The sequence below is a fragment of the Pseudomonas asturiensis genome (assembly GCF_900143095.1).
GTDB lineage: Bacteria > Pseudomonadota > Gammaproteobacteria > Pseudomonadales > Pseudomonadaceae > Aquipseudomonas > Aquipseudomonas asturiensis.
Genome location: NZ_FRDA01000004.1, coordinates 181326 through 198997, shown reverse-complemented (window position 1 = coordinate 198997; position 17672 = coordinate 181326). Strand labels below are relative to the sequence as shown.

Annotated in this window: 18 protein-coding genes and 1 pseudogene; 7 read left to right on the top strand and 12 right to left on the bottom strand. The window is 59.4% G+C overall.

Going from position 1 to position 17672, the window contains the following annotated elements:
- The first annotated feature begins 13 nt into the window (after nt 1–13).
- Nucleotides 14–955 (top strand): DMT family transporter, encoded by a 942-nt coding sequence (locus BUB69_RS08945; RefSeq protein WP_073164854.1) that lies wholly within the window; start codon nt 14–16, stop codon nt 953–955.
- A 138-nt stretch (nt 956–1093) separates the two neighbouring features.
- Here BUB69_RS08945 and BUB69_RS29565 read toward each other — a convergent pair whose 3' ends face one another.
- The 5 genes and pseudogenes from BUB69_RS29565 to BUB69_RS08925 form a co-directional block, all read right to left on the bottom strand.
- Nucleotides 1094–1798, bottom strand: coding sequence for a methyl-accepting chemotaxis protein (locus BUB69_RS29565; protein WP_425439359.1), 705 nt, complete (start codon nt 1796–1798; stop codon nt 1094–1096).
- A gap of 42 nt (nt 1799–1840) precedes the next feature.
- Nucleotides 1841–3022, bottom strand: a pseudogene (locus BUB69_RS29560) (methyl-accepting chemotaxis protein); the annotation flags it as partial.
- 251 nt (nt 3023–3273) lie between these two features.
- Nucleotides 3274–3756: a DUF2269 family protein gene (locus BUB69_RS08935; RefSeq protein ID WP_073164846.1), complete on the bottom strand. Its 483-nt coding sequence runs from the start codon at nt 3754–3756 to the stop codon at nt 3274–3276.
- A gap of 2 nt (nt 3757–3758) precedes the next feature.
- Nucleotides 3759–4886: a saccharopine dehydrogenase NADP-binding domain-containing protein gene (locus tag BUB69_RS08930; protein ID WP_073164841.1), complete on the bottom strand. Its 1128-nt coding sequence runs from the start codon at nt 4884–4886 to the stop codon at nt 3759–3761.
- A 64-nt stretch (nt 4887–4950) separates the two neighbouring features.
- Nucleotides 4951–5919: a threonine dehydratase gene (locus tag BUB69_RS08925; protein WP_073164838.1), complete on the bottom strand. Its 969-nt coding sequence runs from the start codon at nt 5917–5919 to the stop codon at nt 4951–4953.
- Between the two features lie 104 nt (nt 5920–6023).
- Between BUB69_RS08925 and BUB69_RS08920 the strand changes: the two genes are divergently transcribed.
- The 5 genes from BUB69_RS08920 to BUB69_RS08900 all read left to right on the top strand — a co-directional run bounded on the left by BUB69_RS08920 (nt 6024) and on the right by BUB69_RS08900 (nt 10182).
- Nucleotides 6024–6821 carry a helix-turn-helix transcriptional regulator gene (locus BUB69_RS08920; protein ID WP_073164835.1) on the top strand — a complete coding sequence of 266 codons (798 nt, stop codon included), beginning with the start codon at nt 6024–6026 and terminating at the stop codon, nt 6819–6821.
- 104 nt (nt 6822–6925) lie between these two features.
- The gene (locus tag BUB69_RS08915) at nt 6926–7552 is read left to right on the top strand and encodes a glutathione S-transferase family protein (protein WP_073164832.1); all 627 of its coding nucleotides are present in this window, start codon (nt 6926–6928) and stop codon (nt 7550–7552) included.
- A 166-nt stretch (nt 7553–7718) separates the two neighbouring features.
- Nucleotides 7719–8465 carry a substrate-binding periplasmic protein gene (locus BUB69_RS08910; RefSeq protein ID WP_073164829.1) on the top strand — a complete coding sequence of 249 codons (747 nt, stop codon included), beginning with the start codon at nt 7719–7721 and terminating at the stop codon, nt 8463–8465.
- Nucleotides 8466–8542: 77 nt separating this feature from the next.
- Nucleotides 8543–9475, top strand: a complete 933-nt coding sequence (locus BUB69_RS08905; protein WP_073164826.1) for an NAD(P)-dependent alcohol dehydrogenase — start codon at nt 8543–8545, stop codon at nt 9473–9475.
- A 2-nt stretch (nt 9476–9477) separates the two neighbouring features.
- Nucleotides 9478–10182, top strand: a complete 705-nt coding sequence (locus BUB69_RS08900; protein ID WP_073164822.1) for a helix-turn-helix transcriptional regulator — start codon at nt 9478–9480, stop codon at nt 10180–10182.
- A gap of 15 nt (nt 10183–10197) precedes the next feature.
- Here the strand turns inward: BUB69_RS08900 and gcvA are convergent, their stop codons facing one another.
- The gene (gcvA, locus tag BUB69_RS08895; protein WP_073164818.1) at nt 10198–11085 is read right to left on the bottom strand and encodes a transcriptional regulator GcvA; all 888 of its coding nucleotides are present in this window, start codon (nt 11083–11085) and stop codon (nt 10198–10200) included.
- Nucleotides 11086–11220: 135 nt separating this feature from the next.
- Between gcvA and BUB69_RS08890 the strand changes: the two genes are divergently transcribed.
- Nucleotides 11221–12063 carry an EamA family transporter gene (locus tag BUB69_RS08890; RefSeq protein ID WP_073164815.1) on the top strand — a complete coding sequence of 281 codons (843 nt, stop codon included), beginning with the start codon at nt 11221–11223 and terminating at the stop codon, nt 12061–12063.
- Here BUB69_RS08890 and BUB69_RS08885 read toward each other — a convergent pair.
- The 6 genes from BUB69_RS08885 to BUB69_RS08860 all read right to left on the bottom strand — a co-directional run bounded on the left by BUB69_RS08885 (nt 12060) and on the right by BUB69_RS08860 (nt 17663).
- Nucleotides 12060–12770 (bottom strand): tRNA (adenine(22)-N(1))-methyltransferase, encoded by a 711-nt coding sequence (locus tag BUB69_RS08885; RefSeq protein WP_073164812.1) that lies wholly within the window; start codon nt 12768–12770, stop codon nt 12060–12062. The two genes, BUB69_RS08890 and BUB69_RS08885, sit on opposite strands and share 4 nt — an antisense overlap.
- 114 nt (nt 12771–12884) lie before the next feature.
- A complete protein-coding gene (gene tspO, locus BUB69_RS08880; protein ID WP_073164808.1) occupies nt 12885–13325 on the bottom strand; it encodes a tryptophan-rich sensory protein TspO in 441 nt (146 codons plus the stop codon).
- A 422-nt stretch (nt 13326–13747) separates the two neighbouring features.
- Nucleotides 13748–14380 carry a hypothetical protein gene (locus BUB69_RS08875; RefSeq protein ID WP_073164805.1) on the bottom strand — a complete coding sequence of 211 codons (633 nt, stop codon included), beginning with the start codon at nt 14378–14380 and terminating at the stop codon, nt 13748–13750.
- Nucleotides 14381–14644: 264 nt separating this feature from the next.
- On the bottom strand, nt 14645–15427 hold the full coding sequence (locus BUB69_RS08870) for a DUF4253 domain-containing protein (protein WP_073164802.1): 783 nt from the start codon (nt 15425–15427) through the stop codon (nt 14645–14647).
- 54 nt (nt 15428–15481) lie between these two features.
- Complete coding sequence (locus tag BUB69_RS08865; RefSeq protein ID WP_073164798.1) at nt 15482–16450, bottom strand: hypothetical protein; 969 nt, start codon at nt 16448–16450, stop codon at nt 15482–15484.
- A gap of 217 nt (nt 16451–16667) precedes the next feature.
- Nucleotides 16668–17663 carry a hypothetical protein gene (locus tag BUB69_RS08860; protein ID WP_073164795.1) on the bottom strand — a complete coding sequence of 332 codons (996 nt, stop codon included), beginning with the start codon at nt 17661–17663 and terminating at the stop codon, nt 16668–16670.
- Nucleotides 17664–17672 lie beyond the last annotated feature (9 nt).

The following is a 17672-nucleotide window of genomic DNA, read 5'->3' as shown; positions in this document are numbered from 1 at the left end:
TAGTCTGTGGGGCATGAACCAGCACATATCGATAAAACACAGCCAAATCCCACGGCCTGACCGTCTGCGATCCCTGCCGTTACCGCTTCTCGAAGCGGGGCTGATCCTGACCTGGAGTTCCGGATTCATCGGCGCCCGCTTCTCGATCGATTACGCGCCGCCCCTGTTGGTGGTGTTCTGGCGCTGCGTGTTGGTCTGCCTGATTCTTTTGCCCTTTGTGTTCCGGCCATTGCTGCGGACCTCGCCTGCTGTTTTGCTGAAAAACGCAGGCATTGGTCTGCTGGCCATGACGGGCTATCTGGCGGGCATCACACAAGGCATCGCGCTGGGCGTTCCGGCCGGGCTCGCGGCGCTGTTCGCAGATCTGCTGCCCATTGCAATGGCGCTGCTGGCAGCGCTGTTTCTGGGCCAGCGACTGGCCTGGCGAGTCTGGGTCGGGCTGGCCATCGGTCTGCTGGGCGTAGTGATTGCAACACAAGGCGCATTGGCCTGGGGTAAAGCGCCGTTATGGGCTTATGGCCTCCCATTGCTGGGCATGCTGTCGCTGGCGGTGGCGACGCTTTGGCGCAAACGGTTGACCGCTTCGCAGACCCTGGGCCTGCTGCCGAATCTGTGGCTGCAATGTTGCGTGTCCGGCATCATCTTCGCCGGTATTGAAGGCGCACAAGGCTCACTGGCGCCAGTACCCGGCACAGGGTTTGCACTGAGCGTGGCATGGACTGCCGGTTTGTCCACTCTGGGTGGCTATGGGCTCTACTGGGTATGCCTGCGCCGGGCGTCCGAAACGCGGGTCGCGAGCGCTCTGTACCTCAGCCCGCCAGTGACCATGCTGCTGGCCTGGATGATGTTCGATGAACCGCTGTCCTGGCAGATGGCGTCAGGCATGCTGGTGTCGGGAATCGGTATCTGGGTTGTGGTCAGGGCGGAAAAACGAAAGGCTGAAGCGGCCAGGTAGGTATCCCGCCCTCTATTTCTGGCACAGCACTGTATCAACGCGAGCACCGGCCACAGAAAAATAGTGTTTCTTCAGTGACGTATGGGTTGTTTGATAGGAGTGGGCTTACGACCTTGCCGCAAGCCCGTTTTTCAGACCTCAGATCCGAAAGCGCGCCACCATGCTCTGCAGGTTACCGCCCAGACGGGCCAGTTCCACGGTAGAGGCCGCGCTCTGCTCGGTTGCCGCAGCGGATTGATCCGCGATGTCCCGCACGCTGAGCACACTGCGGTTGATCTCTTCGGTGACTGCACTCTGTTGCTCGGCAGACGCAGAAATCTGCTGGCTCATCTGCTCGATGGTGCCGATCGATTGGTTGATTTCCATCAGCGCCTGCTCGGCCTGGCGCGCCAGCACCACGGTGCCTTCGGTCCGTTGCAGGCTGGCGTCCATCAGGCCGGAGGCAGCGCCCGTGCCCTGTTGCAATGCCAGGATCAACGCTTCGATTTCGGTCGTGGAGTTCTGGGTACGCTGGGCCAGCGAGCGCACTTCATCGGCCACCACAGCAAAGCCGCGGCCCTGCTCGCCCGCACGCGCAGCTTCGATAGCAGCGTTGAGCGCCAGCAGGTTGGTCTGTTCGGCAACCGCCTTGATCACGTCAATCACGCTGCCAATCTTGTTGCTGTCTTCAGACAGACGCTCCATGGCCTGGCCCAATTGCTTGACTTCGCCCGCCAACTGGCCGATTTCCCGCGTCGCGTGTTGCACCACACTGCTGCCATGAGCGGCACGCTCGCTAGCCTGTCTGGCGGCCCTGGAGGCGTCTTCGGTGTTGCGTGCGACTTCCTGGACGGTCGACGCCATCTCGTTCATGGCCGTGGCGACCTGATCGACTTCGTTCTTTTGCTGAGCGACGCCAGCACTGGTCTGCTCGCTGCCGGCAGACAGTTCTTCGGCTGCGGTCGCGATCTGTGTGATGCCTGTGCCGATGCCGCCTATCAGGCCACGCAGCGACACCGTCATGTGCTGCATGGTGTTCTGCAACAGGCCCAACTCGTCCTGGCGCGTCGTACCGGTGTCATGGGTCAGGTCGCCCTCGGCGATCCGGCGAGCGGCGATCACGGTGTCGTTCAATGGCACGGTGATCTGGCGGGTGATGATGAACGCCGCGAAGATGCCGATCAGTAACACAACAAACGCCACGCTCAACAGCTGCATCACTGCGGTGTCCTGCTCACGCTTGGCACTCACCAGTTGCGCTGCAGCCAGGTCGTCGGCACGGGCCGCCGTGGCGATGGACTGTTGCTGCAAGGCGCTGCGCACCTGATCAGTCTGCTGCAGCATCTCGGAGATCGACGCCATCAGTACCTTGTATTGCTTCAAGGCACTCAGGGCGGTGTCCACCGCGCCATTGGCCTCGGCAGGCAACTGATTGCGAGCGGCAGCCAGCTGCGCGATCAGCGCATCGGCCGCATTGAAGGTCGCCTGACGGTTATCGGCAGAAGGAATACTCAGGTAGCGGCGGAAGATCAGCCGAAAGTTGGTCATGCCGTTGCGCAGGTCACCGGCCACTTTCACTTGTTGAATACCCAACTCGCTCGGCGCCCGCACGGCGTCGTCGATGGTTTTCTGCAGCAGGTTTTCAAACGTTGCACTGACATCGTCCGAAACCTTGATCAGCGGTTTTAACGCGTCATCGACTTTCTGGTTGATGCTGACCAGTTGATCGAACGTCTGCTTCAAGCCTCCGACCTGTTCCTTGATGTCACGCAGCTTGTCCAGATTGCTCGAAACGACAAATACCTTCAGCCCCCGCTCGACACTGTTACTCAACGTGCCCAGCGCGCTGGCGTAGGTTTGCACGCCGGCGGCGCTTGGACCCGTGGCGTAGGCCTGAGCGGCAATTCGGGCATTGAGTACATCGCCCTTGATTGCAGCCACCTCGCCACTTTTGCCCAGACGCTCGATCAACAGGTTAGTACTTGAGTAACCAATCGCCGTGACCGTCAGTACACCCAGCAGGGTGGCGGCAAAGCCCAGCCCGAGCTTCTTGCTGACGTTCAAGTTGTCCAACCATTTCGCGCTCATAGCGTGTGTGCCTTCGATTTTTCGGAATGCCCGTGAATCGGCGCTAAACAGGTGAACTTGATGGGAAACTTGATCGATATAACTGATCGACCGATAGATAAGACGCAGCGCCCCCCATTTACGGGGCCTGCGCCAACATTAAGATTTATTTAACTTAGTGGGCTGAATCTTTTTCGGACGACTGGTAACGCCAGACGGTCGCGCAGCGAACTCAAGTTTTCAGCCGTTCAGGTCTTTTTCGATGAAGGCAGTCACTGAAACCACTGCGTCAGCGTCATCTTGCTGACCATCATCAAGACAATCATGAACATGCCGGAAAAACCCGCCACGCCGAGCCAGAACCATAGGCGGTAGTGGACATGAAACTCATCGGGCAGCGCCCTGCCCCTTTCAGCCGCCTGTTCAGCCAGCCGTTCCAGGCGTTTTTGCAGTATCAGAACCGGCAGCCACAATGCGCCCACGCAGATGAAGATGATCAACGAGGTCAGCACCCAGTTGCTCAACAGGGACAACCCCGTCAGTTTCACCAGCCAATACCCGGTGATGATTTGCATGAACCCGGCCGGAGTGGTAATCCAGGCGTCGTAGCGCACCACCATTTTCGCCACATGAGCAATGACTTGCGCATTGGCACTGCGGCTGGCGGCGATCAGGTAGAGGTACGACCCCATGCCGAAGCCGAACAAAAAGATCGCCGCAATCACGTGCACATACTTAAGTATCAGGTAAAGCATGGTCAGGCCTTTGCGCCCTTGAACTGCACGTCCAGCGAAATGTTGGCGGGTTCGTTCATGGCCACCAAGTACTCATTCACCGTGATCTCGCCAACGCACGCACGCGCCCCGGCAAGCGGTCGGTAACCGGCGGCCATTTTTGTCGCCAGGGCGACCGCAGCGCAGCTGGGGATTTGCGGCCCCTTGTCGTTGAGGGCCGTCAGCAGCGCCTGCATGCGCAAAGGCTGGCCGTCGTGATCAATTCCATCGACGTCTATGTACATCGCGCTTTTCTTGTCGCCCAAGTGTTCAAACCGGGTACCCCAGCGATGCAGCCGGGTCGCCCAGGGCGCAGGGTCATGAATCAGACCGCGGCGAATCGACCAGGCCAACAGAAAATTGGCGATGCCGCCTGCCTTCAGTCCTGACCCAGCCTTGAAGCGCAGATTTTTTGCCGCGTAGCGCGTCGCAAATACATCAATGTCAGGCGCATCGACATTGGCCAGCAGCCGCGTCCCCATGTCCGGTAGCTTGCGCAGTGTCAGGTCCATCCAGCCCGGCACCTGATGCACCTGCCCGTCCTTGAGCTGATTGATCGGCTTTCCTGCGTAAGCCAGCACGCCCAGCACGGTGGACAGACCCGGCATTTTGGCCGCCGATGAAATGCCGTGCTCGATCGAATCGATGCGCAAAAAGCGTTCGCGATGCTCATCAATGATGGCCGCCGACAGGGTCGGCACCGAACTGCAGCCGCTCAACACACTGACACCTGCCTCGCGTGCGGCGGCATCAAGGGTCGAGATCCCGGTAACAAACGCGCGGCAGTCCGACAGGTCGCAGTAATTCACACCGGCTTCGATGCAATGCCGCGCGATGGCATAGGATTGCTGCTGAAAAGGCCCGGCCGTGTGAATCACCAACTGGATGCCCAGGGCACGAAGCTCGCTGGCCGTGCCGTCCTTCATTGCATCACCGCACCAGCTTTCGCAGACCTTGCCGCCCAGCGTTTGCAGCTCGGCGACCTTTTGAGCCAGCTTGCGACTGTCACGGCCCGAAATGACCAGTTCAACGGTGGGCAGCGTCACCAGATGGTCGCAGATCAAACTGCCAAAGTTACCGTAGCCACCAATGACCAACACCCGAAATGCCATTGACTCGTCCCTGATGTAATAAGAGAGCGCAATCTTACGCGATCGGCGACGGCTGCCCTATGGGTCAGGGCCACAACCCGGCAATCACCCTTGCATAGAGCTCACGATCAATGTTTCCTCCCGACAGAATCACACCGGCTTTTTTGCCCTGCAACTGTGCATGCTCGTGAATGAGTGCCGCCAGCGCCGCCGCACCCGCGCCTTCGGTCAAATTGTGCGTATCGGTGTAATACACACGCATGGCCTCGGCGATCTGCGCATCGCTGACCGAGACGATGCGCGCGGCGCCCGCCGAGTAGACGTTGAACGCGTCTGCCACCGGCTTGCGCACCGCCAGGCCATCGGCAAAGGTCGTGGCCGATGCGGTTTCCTGCAGGTGCCCGGTCTCGAACGATCGCTTGGCAGCGTCGGCCTCGGTGGACACCACGCCCACCACTTCAGTCTCAAGCCCCAACGCATCGCGCGCAGCAATCACGCCGCAGACGCCAGAGCCACAGCCGATGGGCACGTAAACCACATCCAGGTCCGGGACCGCGTTGAACAGTTCCAGAGCATAGGTCGCCACCCCTTTGACCAGTTCTGGATGATAGGGCGGCACCAGATACAGCCCGTGCACCTGCGCCAGACGGGCTGCCTCCTCACGGGCCTGGTCGAAATCCTGGCCGCACTCGACGACTTCGCCGCCAAAGGCGCGCATGGCGCTGTTCTTTTCCACCGAGTTACCTTGCGGGACCACAATCAGGGCGTGCAGACCCAAGGCGCGGGCGGCCAGCGCAAGGCTCTGGCCGTGATTGCCACGCGTCGCCGTCACGATGCCCCGGACCTCTGGATGATTGCGTTTGAGCCAGCTCATGAAGGTGATGCCACCCCGCACCTTGAATGCGCCGGTAGGCGTGTGGTTTTCGTGTTTGACCCAGACACTGCAACCCAGCCGCTGTGCCAGCAAAGGCCAGGCATATTGCGCGGTGGCCGGCATTACGTCGTATACCTGGCGAGCAGCGCTTTCGATGTCTTGCAGCGTCAATCCATGCATGGTCATTGCTCTAGAAGGTTTTGCCCAGCCTAGGCAGAAAACACGCCTGTGGCTTTCAGAAAACTGACCTGACTTTTACGCTGACGCCTGAGTACTATGCAGCCATGAAACCGCTCGAACGTCTGCAATCATCGCCCCCTGCCGAACCGGTTCGCCATGCCGAGGCCGGGCCGTGGCGGATTGAACTGCTCCCGCCTTCGGCCTATGAAGCCCGGTACGTGGCGACCCAGTCTGCCGTGGGTTTCGCCTTCGATGGGCAGCACGGCGTACACGCCATCGGCAGCGACCGGGTGATTCCCTTCCAGGCTCTTGCCAACGGTCTGGCGTTTGTACCGGCGGGCTGTGACGTGTTCTCACAGTCGTCCAGAGGCGGCGAATACCTGCGGGTCATCCGCACTGACGGCAAATCGCTGGCCGAGGCCGGTCCGTTCAACAATCGCATCGACCCGCCCGCGATCAGCCTCGCGCAACACATGCGCAACGCATTGCTGCGCGTATCGGTCGAAGATGACTGGGAAGCATGGGCCTTTGCGCTGGTCGAACGAGCGATCGGCGCTGAACCCGCGTCCTTTCAGTCTCGCCCCTCACTCACCGCAAAGCGGCTCCGATTGCTGGATGATTACATCGAGGCAGAACTGCAAGGTCCGGTGAGTGTGCAGGCAATGGCGACCGTACTGGGCGTGTCAGAGGGGTATTTGATGCGTGCGTTCCGGGACACGACCGGCCAGAGCCCGCACAGCTATGTGATCGACCGACGCCTGGCGCGCGCCAGGACACTGCTGCGTCATTCAACCCAGCGACTGGCTGATATCGCTCAGGCTTGCGGGTTCTCATCGCAGGCCCACATGGCCACCGCCTTCAGGCAGCGGCTCGGTATCAGCCCGCGTGACATGCGGGCGTAACGACATTTCCTGACCTGTGATCGACGTCAATACCGATCGAGGGCACTCCCCGCCTCCACGACAGTCCTCTATTAACACCCTCACGTACCTGAAGCGGAGCCCACATGATCACTGTTCACCACCTCAACAACTCACGCTCGCAACGCATTCTCTGGCTGCTCGAAGAGCTTGGCCTGCCTTACGAGATCAAGCGCTACGAGCGGGACGCCAAGACCAACCTCGCGCCACCTGAACTCAAGGCCATTCACCCGCTGGGCAAATCGCCGGTGATCGAGGACGGCCCTCACGTCGTCATCGAATCCGGTGCCATCGTCGACTACCTGATCCGCCGCCACGGCGAGGGCCGTCTGCAGCCCGACCCTGCCGGAGCCACCTACGATGAATACGTGCAATGGCTGCATTTCGCCGAAGGCTCGGCCATGCTGCCGCTTATGCTCGACCTGTACGTCGGACGCCTGGGCGATGCTGGCGCGCCGTTGCACCCACGTATTGAATCGGAAGTCGCCAACTACCTGGGCTACCTGAACCAAGCCCTGGGCCTGACGCCGTACCTGGTCGGTGAAGAACTGACCGGCGCGGATATCCAGATGAGCTTCATCGGCGAACTCGCCAAGGCCCGCGGCAAGCTGCAGCCTTACCCCAACCTCGCCGCCTGGGTCGAAAAATTCCAGGCCAGACCCGCGTACCGCAAGGCGCTGGAACAGGGTGGCGAGTATTCATTCGCACAATAAAGCGGATGACCGCACATCCGGCATGCAGTGACGCCTGACCCCGTTACTGCTGCTTTTGGCAATTGCCTGCCAGTGCCGCGATGCACGCCCGATACGCGTCTATGCTTGCCTTGTCTGTTCAATAAAATCCGCTCTGGACCGCCGAACAGCTCATCAGGCAGACCCTGTGAACCTCTCGACATTAACTGCAGTGCTGGTGTGTCTGTTGCTCGGCGAGCCTGCCAGAGCGGAGCATTATCAGGTCGTCACGGAAGAATGGGCGCCCTACAACTATGAGGAAAATAATCAGCTCACCGGCATGACCACGGAAATCGTCAGAGCGATCATGGCGGTCACCGGGGACGAGTTCGACATCGTGATGCTGCCCAGCATGCGGGCGAGTCATACCCTGAAAAATCGGCCCAGAACCATCCTGTATTCGATGTTTCGAACGCCAGAGCGCGAGCCCTTGTACAAATGGGTCGGCCCCATCGTGGAGGAGTCGATACACCCTTATCAACTGGCCACGGCGTCGCCCATCACCTCTCTTGAGCAACTGCTGCATGCACCGCAGATCACGACGCGGCACGCTGGTCTGCTACCCGACATGCTGCAGTCGCTGGGTTTTAAAAACCTCGACAAAAGTGCGACTGAAAGCGTTCAGCTTTATCGAATGCTGCTCAATGGACGCACCCCTGTCATCATTGGCGACACCGATGCCGGCGTGGCATACCACAGCCGACAACTGAACATCGCCCCCGGCACCTTGCGACAGATACCTATCGAGCTCTATCGCTCATCGTTGTATATCGCTTTCAGTCAGGACTGTGACGATGCACTGGTCGCATCCTGGGCCAAGGCATTGGAGAGGCTGCACGAGTCGGGAGAACTGGAGCGCATTCAACGCAGGTATGAGCGTCAACCAGACTCCTGAACGTCGCAAGCATGGTGACAAAAACTGTCCCTGTGGCTGTGTAGTGTGATCTGCGTACTCATCGCGGAAGACGCCTCATGAAACGCATTCAATACAGCAAATACGGTGGCCCGGAGTTGATGCAGGTCGAGGACTTCGGGTTGGCAGTGCCGAAAAAAAACGAGGTGGCCGTGCAGGTCAGGTTCGCGGCCATCAATCCCATTGACTGGAAATTGCGCAACGGCGTGATGAAGATTGTGACCGGCAAGGCCTTTCCCCGGGCCATGGGCATGGATTTTTCGGGGACGGTTATCTCGGTAGGGGCTGATGTTACCCGGCTAAAGGCAGGTGATGCCGTACTGGGGCTCGCACGGTTCAAGGAAAGCGGGGCATTTGCTCAGGCGGTCGTGACCCAGGAAGCCTTTCTGGCGAAAAAACCCGAGCCGCTCTCCTTCGAGGACGCTGCCTGCATCGGCACACCGGGGATCACCGCCTGGAACGCACTGGTCGACAAGGCGAAGCTGCAGGCAGGCCAACATGTGTTCATCACTGGCTGTTCGGGCGCAGTCGGCGAAGCGGCCGTCCAGATCGCGCGCTATTTCGGTGCTACTGTGTCGGGCAGTTGCAGTGCAGCAGACCTCGACAGGGCCAAGGCGCTGGGCGTGCAAACGGTCTACGACTACCGGGCAACGCCTGCGTCGGCCATTACCACACGATTCGACGCAGTGCTGGATACCGCCGCAACCCTGAGCGTATCGGCAGGTGTTGCGATGTTGCGTCCAGGCGGTGTATTTCTGGATCTCAATCCCGGTCCGGGCAAGTTCATACGGGCTCTCTTTGATCGCAGGCTCAAACCTGTCATCGGTGCGCCCCGCGTCGAGATTCTGGATAAGCTTGCCGAAGCCGCCAGCAGGGGCAGGTTCAGGGTTGCGGTCGGTGAAGTGGTGCCGTTGGGCGGTGCGATCAAACTGATCACCGAGCTTGAGCAAGGCCGCAAGCTTGGCGGCAAAGGCGTTATCGCGATGGAGTAGGCATGGCCAGAAGTCATCGACTGTTTGAACTGATGCAAGTGTTTCGCCGGCACCGCATGACGGTGTCGGGCGAGGCGCTCGCGCGGGAACTTGGCGTATCGCTGCGCACGATTCGCCGCGACGTGGCGACCTTGCAAGGCATGGGCGCTGACATTGATGGCGAACCTGGCCTGGGTTATCTCCTCAAGCCTGGGTTTGTGTTGCCGCCGTTGTCCTTCACGGAAGAGGAAATCCAGGCGCTGGTCATCGGTGCTCAGTGGGTCAGCCGTCACACCGATGACCAGTTCGCGTTTGCCGTAAAAAACGCGCTGGCCAAGATCAATGCCGTGCTCCCTCCCGAGATGCGCCCGACCCTTGACGACGAAACCTTCTACATCAGCAAACCACTCAGCGCTTCAACCTCCATCGACCTGAGCGAAATCCGCCGGGCGTTGCGCGATCAGTACAAATTGAGCATCACGTTGTCAATCGAGCACGCACCGGCCGACCCGCAGATCATCTGGCCCATCATGCTGGGTTTCATTGAAGACAAGCGTTATCTGGCGGCCTGGTGTGAAGGAGACAGCAAGTACCGCGTGATCGCCATGGATGACATTGCCAACGCCGACGTCCTCAGCGAACGCTACGCGCGCAACCGTCGTCAGTTGATCAAGGAATGGCGCGCGCTGGAAATACTGCCCTGCACCGCGCGGGGCGAGACGTGCTGATACCCTGCCACTCGCTTAACCACCGCCCTGCCCTTCAAGCCATGAGCAGAACAGCTGCACCGTTTCATCGCCAAGCTTCTGGTCCGGGACATAGGCGCAGTAACTGCGTGACGTGAGGCGAGGCCCGGTAAACGGCGTGACCAGCCGGCCAGCCTGCAGGTCGCTGGCCACCAATGCCGTGGGCCCCATGGCGATGCCGAGCCCGTCGATGGCTGCCTGCAAGGTCAGGTAAAAATGGTCGAATACCACGCCCGCAGCAGGCTGCAAGGCTGGCACCTCGGCGCTGGCGAGCCAGTCAGGCCAAAGCCTGGGCAGGCTTGAGGTGTGCAGCAGCGTGTGCCGCTCCAGTTCCTGGGGCACCCGAAGCGGCAGCCGCTCCAGCAGCGCCGGGCTGCACACCGGTAGCCGGTCTTCACGAAGGAACGTGCGGGTCGAGTAGCCATAGAGCGTGTCCGGCCCACCACGAATGATGATGTCGTAGGGATCCTTCAGGCTTTCAACCGCTTTGTTGGAGGTGTGCACCTGTACATCGATGCCGGGATGACTGGCACGAAAGGCCTCAAGCCTGGGGACCAGCCAGCGCAGGGTAAAGGTTGCCAGCGCGTTCACCAGCAATGTGCGAGGGGCAGGGTCAGGTAAGCCGAACCGCGCCGTGGCCTGTGCGATGCGCTCAAACAAAGGGCCGATTTCAGCCAGATAAGCCTTGGCTGCCGGGGTCAGTATCACCCGGCGATTATGCCGTTCGAACAGCAATGCGCCGAGCCAGTCTTCCAGCAGACGCACGCTCTGGCTGATCGCTCCAGACGTGACATGCAACTCGGCTGCCGCCTGCTTGAAGCTGCCCAGACGGCCGGCCGCCTCAAAAGCGCGCAAGGCATTGAGCGGGGGCAGTTCTCGCTTCATTCGCAATAGCCAGACTAATGTGAACAGCCAATTTATCTGGTTTGTCAGCCGGGGCCAAGATAGATATTTTGCTGATCAGCGAATCAACGCCACGGTAGCTGTCGGCTCCCTTGCTCTGCCTGTCCGGGAAAAATCATGTTCAGTTACGCTGGTGGCCTCGTTCTTCTCGCAGCTGTGCTCCACGCAGGCTGGAACGCCATGCTACATGGCAACCGCGACCGCCACTTGTCCATGGCCTGGATGGGCCTTCTGATCGCAACGGTGGCCACCGTCGCCGTCATGGTCCTGCCGCTGCCTGCCGCCCAAGCCTGGCCCTACATTATCGCGTCGGGTCTGGTGCATTTCGTCTACACGCTCAGCCTGGTGCGCTCATACCGGCGCGGTGATCTGGCGGTGGCCTATGCGATTGCCCGGGGCTCATCACCGCTGTTGGTCACGCTCGGCGCGGCCATATTTGCACACGAAGGCATCAGTGCCGTGCACGCCCTGGGCATCGGCCTGATATCGGGCGGCATACTTACCCTCGCCCTCCTTGATCGTCATGTGTCCCGCGCCGATGTTCTGACCGCGCTGGCAACAGGTGTGCTGATCGCGCTGTATACCGTGATAGACGGCATTGGCGTGAGGCAATCCGGAGGCCAGCCGCTGGCCTACACAGCCTGGATGTTCTTGTTCTACTGGACGATGCCGATGCTGTTTGTAGCACGCCGTGGACTCAACGCGCTGGTGACGTCGCTGCGCACCCATCCCGCTGCAGTCGGTTCGTCGGTCCTGGGCGGTCTGGTGTCCATCGCCGCCTACGGCATCGTGATCTGGGCGATGCAGTCGGGCGCGATGGGCGGCGTGTCGGCATTACGTGAGACCAGTGTGGTGTTTGCAGCGCTTATCGGCAGGCTGTTTCTGGGCCAGTCCATGAGCGCTCGACGCTGGGCCGTCTGCACACTGGTTGCCGCGGGCGCGGTGTGTCTTGGGCTTTAGTCAGCCCCGCAAGCACTTGCCAGCACGCGGGTGATCCACCGGATCTGCTGGCCGATATCGTGCAGCTTGTCCTCAGGCACCGCCTGCGCTCGGGCGAAGTTGTTCAGGGTTTTCTGACGCTGACTCAGTCTGCGCTGCCACTTGGCCAGAAACGCCGGGCTGCGTTCTTCAAGCAGCAGCGGACCGAAATACAGCGCCTCTGCGCTGTACGCCACCGGGCCAGTGCGTTCGGCGACGATGATCTCGTAGTCGAAACGGTTCTCGCGCAGAACTTCCTCGCCGACAATTCGATAATCGTTGTCCATCAGCCATTGCCGCAGGGGCTGCTCGCCACCGTTGGGCTGCATGATCAGTCGCGCCTGGCCACTCAGATGCACCTTGCCTCTGTCGAGGATATCGCGAATCGTCTCACCGCCCATGCCGCAGAGGGTGATGGCGGTGATCCCGTCGTCAGGCTCGATGGCAGCGAGCCCATCAGCCAGGCGAACGACAATCGCGTTCTCAAAACCGTTTTCCCGCACCACGCGTTGGGCTGAGTGAAACGGCGTCAACGCCACCTCACCTGCCACCGCTGCGGCAATGACACCTCGGCGCATCAGCGCAACGGGCAGGTAGCCATGGTCAGAACCGATATCGGCCAGGCGTGCGCCGACAGGCACCTGTGCCGCCACACGTTCCAGGCGCATGGACAATAAATGTTCGTTCAACCGCAGCCCCTTTCATTCAGAACGTCCGGCACCGAGGCCGGATCGGGGCGCGATTCTGTAGGGCTGTGGCGCATTTATCAATGCTCAGCATGCTCAGGCCGACCCTGGGCTGCCTCAACGATTGTTGCGCAGGATCGAGAAATTCAGCGCTGCGGCCACACAGAGCCAGACAAGGTAGGGAAACAGAATCAGGCCGGTGATCACATCCAGCCGCAACGCCATTACCACCATCGTCGCCACCACCGCCCACAGCACCGAGATGATCACCATCCCGGCCAACGGCTTGTGCGCACCAAAAAACACCGGCGTCCACAATGTATTCAAGGCAATCTGCGCGGCCCACAGCGCCAGTACTTCCTGGCTGCCCGGGATCAGGCTCAAACGGTAACCGGCCCAGGCGAGCAGCAGATAGATGATCGTCCACGCGACCGGAAACGCCCAGTTCGGCGGCGTGAAACCGGGTTTGGTCAGCGATTCGTACCATTGGCCGGGCTTGAAAATGATGCCGGTGCTTGCGGCGGCGGCGCAGGCCAGGAGAAAAATGAAAAAGGTCATCGTCGGTCCTTGAAGGGGTGGGTGTTCTGACGTTTACCCTTCAAATGACCTGATCGAAGCCTCATAAATTCAATGTGTAGCGGGGTTTGTTCAGCACCGCACGCGTTCTGCCATCGACACGCATGCACTGGCTCAGCACCAATGAAAAGGCAAACGCGAGGTAATTTGCGCATTTACCGGATTGCTCATCGCCACTCTGACCAGTTCTTCGACTGTCAATGTCATGCCTGTTCCTCTGGAATCGTTCCCGTACCACACCGCGACCTTGGCGAGATCGATGTGTCGAGCGGTTCAAGTGCAGGAATGGTGTTTTTGATAAAGCACCTGATCGCCCCTGCTCATCGCCGATCAAACCGCTGGCCCCTGATGGCCCCCCACTGGCCACTACCAAGAACAGCCAGCGAGATGCGCAGTGCAGTCAATCACTTCCCGAACAGACGCTCGTGCACCCATCCATTGTTCGTCAGTACCATGGCTCGGGTTTCTTTAATGGGCAGCTTTTCGCTGTCAACAGCCGCTTTTAAAGCCTCAGACGACGCAACAACATTAGGGTCACGCGCCCAACCGGGCAGGTCGTTGATCTGATACGAATAGGTCACCCGAGAAATTTTCTGCCCCATCATCTCCCCTGGCTCGCTGAACTGATCAATCTTGACCACCTTCGCTTTCCCTACGCAAATGCCCCCGACCGTATTGCCATTCATGAGCTTCTGAACGTTGTCCTTGTAGTACTTACGTCCTTCGTCCGTCAGGTCATACGAGTAACGCACATCGGTGCGCGCTTCGCTGAATACACTTTTAGGGATTTCCTTGCGGGAAAGCTCAGTCTCTTTGAGAACACCTGCGCCTGCCAGAGCGTGGAACGTCTTGTTCTGGCCCGAGACGTCGAACTCCTTACTGGCAACCGGGAAAGCAGCGAGAACGAAGCATTTCGGATACTGGGTATCGAGGTAAGCCTGTGCGGCTTTTTCAAAATTTTCTTCGCTTGCCTTCTTGGGGTCTGAGCACCCGGCCAACAAACCCATTGCAATGACAATTGCCAGTTTTCCATTCATGAGACGACATCCTGAGTGACTTAAATGACCTGATAGAGGCACATCATGTGACGACTTGAGAGAGGTCACGTGTGCATAAAAGCCGGGTAGATTCCCAAAACTGATGCCCTCAAGCAAGTTCATCGTTTGGTGAAGCCAGCGTGCGGATGAGTGTTGCGGAGCCAGGGCGATGCGTGAATGCGCCAGACCGCGTTCCGATTTCAGGCTGCAATGTCGGACAGAACCCGTGTTCGGAGCGGACTCGTCGACCCCGCTTCTCGAGCCTCATTCCACGTACCGCAACCATAAATACGCCCGCCCGCAAATAGCTTTCATAACAACCGACACCCATGTCGGACGGCTTTCATCAGGGACGTTGTACAGCGCACATAAATCGTTTGCGACAGCGTGGGCTTCAGAGAGATCGAGAGGCTCTTCACGCAAAAATCCGAGATAAGCCGCACCGACCCCGATCAACTCATAGCCATGCACGCGAGAAAAATGCCGCGCCACGGCAAAGTTTTGCGCAGGGTCAAGGTCGCTGGCGAAGTAGCCGTTGGGAAATGCAGCGAGGGCCTCACAGGACTGCTCGACTGGAACCAGAATGGCCGAGAGCGGCTGGTCGAGCAGCGATACCGGGTTTTGCTGATAATCAATCCATTCCTGCACGGCACGTTCATCAAGGGTCAGACCATGGGCGCAAGCATCCTGAAACGAGACCGCTGAAGCCAGTTTCATGAAGTTGCGAAGGCAGAGCGGGAACTCGGCTTTGGTGGTGGGATAGCCCAGGTATTCGCCGTTTTCGAAACACTCGGGCGGCAGACTGGCGATGTCTTCTTCGGTGACATCGTCCAGTCCAAGATGATTGCGCGCATGCCCCGACGTGTAGCGGGCCTGAGGATAATCGTCCAGCGAGAACAACGGCCTGAAACCGGGATGATCGGCCGCGAGTTTTCGATAGGCACTGACGAGTTCATCCAGGCTGGAAATCGCGCTCAGGCTGTACTCGTCACAGGTACCGATAGCCGGGTTTTCAAGCCTTTCGTTACCGTGAAACTGAATGTCCATGATGACTGGATGCTCCAATTGTGACTGTCTGTTTTCGGGCAGTCCGCGACCGAATTATCTTTTTAAGGGATTGGATTCAATCCAGCCGCGGATCGCTATGCGCAAGCATGTCCAGGCGATGACACTGATAATCAGCACTTCGACGAAGCCGGCCAGCATATGAAATGAAAAAGCCAGTGGCTGTTCATTCCAGTAGTAAATCGTCGGACGCGTTCGCAAGCCTGTGACACGCAACCGCCCGGAAAACAGAGAAGGCACCAGTTGGAACACGTTAGTCAGCTCCAGCACGGCGAAAAAGATCCCCAACAGAGCGCTTATCGCGCGAGCGGGCATGCCGATTTTTTGGGTCGACTCCAGCGGGGACACGGGCTCTTGTCCTGGACGTTGCTTCACGCGCTTTGCGGCGCTGACTTTTGCAGGCGCTGGCGCAGGCGTATGGATCCCTGCTGAACCACTCGACGAATCAATGACGACTTCGGTGGGCACTGCCACGTTCAGATAGTCGGCCAGGTGGCTGAGTAACAGGTCAGTGCGCTTGCTTCCCGGCACAATCGGAACGCTGCTGGTCGTCAGGCGATGCTCGGTGCCATCGCGCATGACCAGCCAGAGCTGGGTGTAGATCGGCTTGCTCTGCGCGTGACGGCGAAGTTCAAGGTAGTTGGGGGTATCGATGCTAAAGACCGCTTGCACGCGTTCACGGCGTCCAAAGAAATTTCGGGTACGGCGCCTGCCTTCACCCTCAAGTCGCAATAAGAGCAACGTCTCGCGGAAACCGGTGTAAACCATAATCACCAGGCCAAGGGCTGCTAACAGCAGTATCCCGAGCACCATCAGAAGCGCGTTCAAGGGCCCCACATCCACCAGCGGCGATCCTCCATTGATGGTCACGCACACGATGAATATCACTGGCGCGGCAATGGCGATGGGGCCTAACAGCACCGCTATGGCGTCCTGCAGTAGGTTGCGAGTGTGAATGTGCAGATCACCCTGCGCGGTACGCTCGAACCGATATCCAATTAACATGCCGCCACTCCTGATATACCGTGCCTGTCGTCACTGTAAAGGCCATGACAAGCGACTTGATGCCTCACTGGGTCAGGATCCTGTTAACGCGGCGAAGAATACCTGATGCCATTCATACCGCGTAGCCAGATAGCGTAGGGTTCAGTGTTGGCTGTCAACCGCCTTCGCAGCGCTGAAACAATCATGTTCATGGCGCTCAAGACCCCGCCATGTTGCCTCAGGGCGTCACGATATTCCCTAAGGACCGTAAGCCCTCCTGGCTGTTCGGGCGTATCCCCAGTACTTCACCGGAAACACGCTGCAAAACCGAATGATCGGCCTCGATGGGCGTCCCCGTGCGACGATCCAGCGCTGAAGTTTCTGCTGGCGGGCTGAAAAGCAAAGCCTCGTGATATCGACGAACCTGAGTGCCGACAGGGTAGTGAACAGGGCCGACATCAGCCTCACGGTTCAGTACGCCGTCCCATCCGAGCACATCACCGTAAGGCTTGTTCAGGCGCATGCTCAGCCAGCGCAGTTCCAGCCCGAAAAGTGAGATCGATGTGTCACCGGCCCTCACCTCCCAACCTTCACCTTCAGTGGAAAACACCTTCACAGGTCCCGGCCAGACAATGCCACCCAATGAGCTGCCTGGCGCCAGCGTACAGCCATACAGGTGCCACTCGGAGAGTTTGAAGTGGGCTCCGAACGGGAAGTGAAACTCGATCTCGCCCGGCTCACACTTCCAGCCTTGCAGGTCACTGACGGCCACAGCCTCGACCGTCGCCGAGCCATGGTGTGGCCACAGTTCCAGGCGACGTACACTCAGCCCCAGAATATCGCCTGGCGTGCGTTCGAAGTCAGCTTGCTTGAGGCTCTGCAGGCCGTAGGGCACGGGATCACCACTCAGGTCGTTGAACGGCTCCAGGTAGTCGAGCCGGACCCGGGTGCCCGCTGGCAGCACCAGATCGCCCAGCACCTCGTCACGCTCAAGGCGCGGGTTGTGTGCACGCCAGTCTTGCCAATCAGTGATCTCGCTCCAGACGTAGGGCACGCTGGCGAACGCAAGGCCGACGACAATCAGACCGAAGCGCCAACGCCTTGCCAGCATGTAACGCCTGCAACGCGGAATCAGCAAAGCCAACACGCAGGCAATCAATAGCCCGAGCAAGACTTGGGAAAAGATGAAGATCAGGAAGCCGATCATCATGGCCAGCGGATTGATGGGGATCATGGACGCCCT